The 4,483-nt window shown below is 32.1% G+C and carries 7 protein-coding genes; all 7 read left to right on the forward strand.

Going from position 1 to position 4,483, the window contains the following annotated elements; genetic code table 11:
• Nucleotides 1-130: 130 nt before the first annotated feature.
• The 7 genes from GHD00_RS07665 (at nucleotide 131) to GHD00_RS07695 (ending at nucleotide 4,360) form a co-directional block, all read left to right on the forward strand.
• Nucleotides 131-526, forward strand: coding sequence for an NUDIX hydrolase (locus GHD00_RS07665; protein WP_481810380.1), 396 nt, complete (start codon nucleotides 131-133; stop codon nucleotides 524-526).
• 75 nt (nucleotides 527-601) lie between these two features.
• Entirely contained in the window at nucleotides 602-988 is a 387-nt protein-coding gene (locus GHD00_RS07670) for a hypothetical protein (protein ID WP_163537576.1), read from the forward strand.
• 166 nt (nucleotides 989-1,154) lie between these two features.
• Complete coding sequence (locus GHD00_RS07675) at nucleotides 1,155-1,421, forward strand: hypothetical protein (protein WP_163537577.1); 267 nt, start codon at nucleotides 1,155-1,157, stop codon at nucleotides 1,419-1,421.
• Between the two features lie 379 nt (nucleotides 1,422-1,800).
• Nucleotides 1,801-2,169 carry a hypothetical protein gene (locus tag GHD00_RS07680; RefSeq protein WP_163537578.1) on the forward strand — a complete coding sequence of 123 codons (369 nt, stop codon included), beginning with the start codon at nucleotides 1,801-1,803 and terminating at the stop codon, nucleotides 2,167-2,169.
• Between the two features lie 260 nt (nucleotides 2,170-2,429).
• Nucleotides 2,430-3,305, forward strand: a complete 876-nt coding sequence (locus tag GHD00_RS07685; protein ID WP_163537771.1) for an SMODS domain-containing nucleotidyltransferase — start codon at nucleotides 2,430-2,432, stop codon at nucleotides 3,303-3,305.
• Between the two features lie 14 nt (nucleotides 3,306-3,319).
• Nucleotides 3,320-3,922, forward strand: coding sequence for an SLATT domain-containing protein (locus GHD00_RS07690; protein ID WP_163537579.1), 603 nt, complete (start codon nucleotides 3,320-3,322; stop codon nucleotides 3,920-3,922).
• A gap of 144 nt (nucleotides 3,923-4,066) precedes the next feature.
• Complete coding sequence (locus tag GHD00_RS07695) at nucleotides 4,067-4,360, forward strand: hypothetical protein (protein WP_163537580.1); 294 nt, start codon at nucleotides 4,067-4,069, stop codon at nucleotides 4,358-4,360.
• The last annotated feature ends 123 nt before the right edge of the window (nucleotides 4,361-4,483 follow it).

Raw genomic sequence — 4,483 nt, forward strand, 5'->3', positions numbered from 1 at the left:
TTCATTTTTATGAATATGTACTCTAAATAGCTTGTATGTCTATATTTAATCAACTAACTGGAGCAAGGGTTCAACAAGAGGATCGTAAAACGCGACGATCCTTCTCTGTAAATTCAAATGGGGGATGTTTGTGAGAAATAGAAGTTCGGTAGTTTTAATAGAAAATAAAAAGGTTGGACTGATTAAAAGGGAAAGAGAAGGTTCTATATATTATGTATTTCCGGGTGGTGGAATAGAAGAAGGAGAGACACCTGATAAAGCTGCTAAAAGAGAAGCTCTAGAAGAATTGGGAGTTGAAGTTAAGATTAACAAATGCATTGCAGAAGTTGAATTTAACGGAACTCAATACTTTTTTCTATCTGAAATTATTGGTGGAACATTTGGATCTGGACAAGGCGAAGAGTACACAGACGAGAATAGAGACAGAGGAACATATTTGCCAATATGGGTAGATATTGAAAGATTATCATCTTTTGAGGTTAAACCAAAAGAAGTTACTTTAAAGGTTCAATCCTTATTGAAGTAAAGGGTGCGAATACACAACAAGGTGAAATGGGATCAGTTGCTGCATGTAAATTCAGATATAAATGGGTGATTAAATATGAAGAACTCTTATGAATTGTTATTTGATGAATATGTTATTGAACTCGATAAAGCTGTTTCTTTTGAAGAAGACCGATTAGATAATATTAGAGAAAGAATGTTAAGTGATGGGAAATCGCAAGTTGAAATTGATGATTTTATCATGGAAAGATTTGATCCTATATGTTGTTCAGGGAGAGTTATAGCTGTTTTCAGAAAGTATTGGTTAAAGTGTAATGAGTTAAATTTGAACAATGGAAAAAATAGCGTAAATGAATATGTGAACCCTAAAGAATTTACAGTTGATTGGTTATCAAAAAATGGAGACCCGTATGAATTGTTTGGTGTAATAAGTGAGATGCCTTATTACCCCATCGGTATTGATGAAAATGGAGATTATTGCTAAATTATTTTTTACTAACGGGGGCGAAAACGCAACAAGCATTTTGATCAGCGATGGCTGATCATTTGTTTTATGTTCAATATTTGGAGCAGGATAATTTAATAAGGATTTATGGTTGTTGATGAAAAAATCATTGTAAATATAGGATTTTATGAGGTTAGGTGGAAATATGATTTGGATGTATATAGGGATAACAATTATTTTTATAGTAGGTGCTATCTTTATTATTTGGGGAATTAAACTTACTAAAGGTAGGCATAAAAAAACAGAATACATAGACGGGATTGCTGCTTATGATGCTGGATTAGTGGCATCAATTGTAATATTTTTACTATCTTTAATTTTGAAGTTTATTCCGTATTGGTTAATGAAAGTAATTTTAATTTTATTCGGTACATCATTAATTATTTTTGGAGTTTTTCTTCTTATCAGTTAAATCATGTGAAAATGGGGAATTTATTTCGTTATTGAACAAACGTAGTAGTGCAAGAGTGGAACAAGGAAGTTGTCGATACGGCAGCTCCTATTGTACTAAAGGTGCAGAAGAGTTGAAGAAGTGAAGTTAGAGTTTAAGGAGTTGAAGTAAGCGAGTGAGCAATGAAAAGGACATTTAAAAGCAGTTTTATAAAATTTATAAAGGGCTAATTAGCGTTTCGGAATTCGAAGAATGGCTTTATAATACACCAGAAATTGAAAAGGTTTATGGTGATGACTTTTACTTCAACCTACTTGATTTGAATTATAGAAGTAGGCACATTAAAAACGAATTAGAGAAAGTTATTGAAATTAAAATTCCATTTGGTGAGTTTGAACAAATGAGGATTGTTTCACTATTAGAAAATATAATTTATGAAAAAGGTGATTTAGTAGAGGTTTTAGAGCAGGTATACGACGATTATTGCAGAGGATATTCATTTCTTCGATATTTAGGGCTTAATTATGTTACTGGAATTGATAATCTTCCTAAATTACAACAAAAAGAAAAATGGGATAAAAACGAATTTGATAGTAAGAGGGAAATATTAAAAAATATTAAACCTAAGATGGTTAATGAAGCAAGGAGATTGTTATCATTTTTTCAGATTGGACTGTTAAGAATAACTGTTGAAAATGAATATGACGATTATCGTACAGAAGAAGAAAAGGTAGAGCTAAATAATATTGAAATAATGTTTAATGACTAAATCGTTGTTGTGCTAACGGGTGGCAAGAGTTAAACAAGAGGAACGTCAATCGGCTTTCCTTTTTCTTTGAAAGCAACAGGGTTTATTGGAACTTTATGTTAAAATTAATATGTGGATAGTTGTACTTAAAGTAACTGCCACTTAAGAAGAAATTTTTCACCTCAATAAAATACTTTTTATTTCATAACTGTTAATTAACCAATATTTATGTATTATTTGATAAAATAAGTTGGGAATTGTTTCTAAGGGGGGGGTAATTGTTGGGAACTTACGATAATTTTAAACTACTTGTACAAAATACACGTACACAAAACCATGATTTAGTCTCAGAACGATATAAAAGAATTACAAGAAGATTGAATCTTGACTTTAGAGGTCTGGATTCTACATCAATTTATTCAAGATACGTAGGTTCATATGGGAGAGGAACGGCAATTAAAGGATTTAGCGATGTAGATATGTTGATTGAACTTCCGTATGCCACTTATGCTAGGTATAACAATTACTTAGGTAACGGACAATCTGCATTGCTTCAAGAAGTGAGGTCTTCGATTAAAAAAACCTACGTCAATACAGATATAGGTGGAGATGGACAAGTTATTGTTGTTAATTTTAGTGACGGTATGATGTTTGAAGTGGTTCCTGCTTTTAAAAACAAAGGGGGAGAAAGTTACACCTATCCTGATTCAAATGATGGCGGAAGCTGGAAAGTCACCTATCCTATTCTTGAAATCAATGCAATAAATGAATTAAATAATCAGTACAATAAAAATGCAAAAAAACTCGTCCGCATTATGAAAGCTTGGAGAAACCAAAATAATGTCCCTATTTCAGGAATGCTTCTTGAAACGCTTGTTATGAATTTCTTAGATGAGTATGAAAATAGTGATAAATCCTATACCTTTTATGATTGGATGACAAGGGACTTTTTAAAATACTTATCTGAAAGAAATCAAGAACAAACGTTCTGGAAAGCGCGTGGTAGTGGCGCTAAAGTATATCGCAAAGGAAAATTTGAGTATAAAGCAAAGCAGGGATATTTAAAGGCTGTTGAAGCGATCGGAGATGACGAAAAATATCCTTCCATTGCCTATAAAACATGGAGAGAAATTTTTGGTACCTATTATCCACGCTAAGAGAGGGAATGTGTATGGGTGAAAAAAACTCATTACTAAAAAATATAGCTGAAACTGGCTACAATGTTGGTTTCGGTGGCAAAAAGCATTTTATGACCTATGATTTATATCGTATTTTCCCGAGATTGATCAGTTGTGTAACGATATTCATTGGAATTATGCAGTTAACCAACATTTATAAAGAAAATGTACAAACGAATGTAGGTGATGCATTATCTGCTTTACTCATCATCGTAGGTATTCTAGGTCTTGTTTTAGATTTTCATGGCGATAACAAGGACGCATATGAGGTAGCAGGAAAGAAGCTCATTTCTTTATTTAATGAACTAAGAAATATGTACCATGAAGTTAAACATACAGAAGAAATAGACTTGGCACCTTTTAAGGTACGATTAAAAGAGATTCAAAAAGAATCCGAAATAGGTCTATCAAAGCAAGCAATCGGCACTCATATTATTACCCATTTTGGATTTTTTCAAGTGATGCAGTCAAAATGGGTAACAGAAGAGTTGGGACTCACGACTAAAGATAAATTTCCTTTTCTTCATTGGGAAAGTTTCTGTTTATATTTATTTGGAATCTTAATAATAATATTTACTGTAACAATATTTAGATAAGGTGGGAAATGAATAAGTAGCAGCTTAAAGAAATCTGTATAAAAAAGTAAGTACTTTTAATGAACTAACAGGTACAAGAGTGGAACAAGGAGTTGTTGATGCGACAGCTCCTTTTTTGTTAAAAGAGCAATAAGGAGTGTTCGTATGGTGGGTGAGATTATGGATAGTGTGATTAAGGAAATCAATCAATTTTTTCAAACCTTGAATTTTAATAAAGTAGTCATCAATGATTATGAAAACTTTGAATACAAAGGCAAATACTATAAGCTCACTAAAGCTGGGTTTAACTATTACCTTGAATGTGCATTATCATTAGATGAAGCACAGAAAAACTTACATGAGGATGTGGAACCATATTCTGCAAAATTATATCCTCCAGAAAAATTAAAAGAGATTATTAAGAATGATATTATGAAGTTCATTGTCAATGGTTATTAAGCTAAAGGGTGACTTATTTGGAACAAGGTAAGGTGATATGTTTATGAATGAACCTAATATGAAAGAAGTCATTGAGATGTTGGAAAAGGTGCTTTCTGGTGATTTAAAGAGAGAAGAAATATC

It is taken from the genome of Gracilibacillus sp. YIM 98692 (genome assembly GCF_010993965.1).
Lineage (GTDB): Bacteria > Bacillota > Bacilli > Bacillales > Amphibacillaceae > Gracilibacillus.

What these genes read in the sequence shown, in the direction of transcription:
- GHD00_RS07675 (WP_163537577.1), top strand. Translation starts at nt 1,155, where the DNA reads ATGATTTGGATGTATATAGGGATAACAATTATTTTTATAGTAGGTGCT.
- GHD00_RS07670 (WP_163537576.1), top strand. Translation starts at nt 602, where the DNA reads ATGAAGAACTCTTATGAATTGTTATTTGATGAATATGTTATTGAACTC.
- GHD00_RS07690 (WP_163537579.1), top strand. Translation starts at nt 3,320, where the DNA reads ATGGGTGAAAAAAACTCATTACTAAAAAATATAGCTGAAACTGGCTAC.
- GHD00_RS07695 (WP_163537580.1), top strand. Translation starts at nt 4,067, where the DNA reads ATGGTGGGTGAGATTATGGATAGTGTGATTAAGGAAATCAATCAATTT.
- GHD00_RS07680 (WP_163537578.1), top strand. Translation starts at nt 1,801, where the DNA reads ATGAGGATTGTTTCACTATTAGAAAATATAATTTATGAAAAAGGTGAT.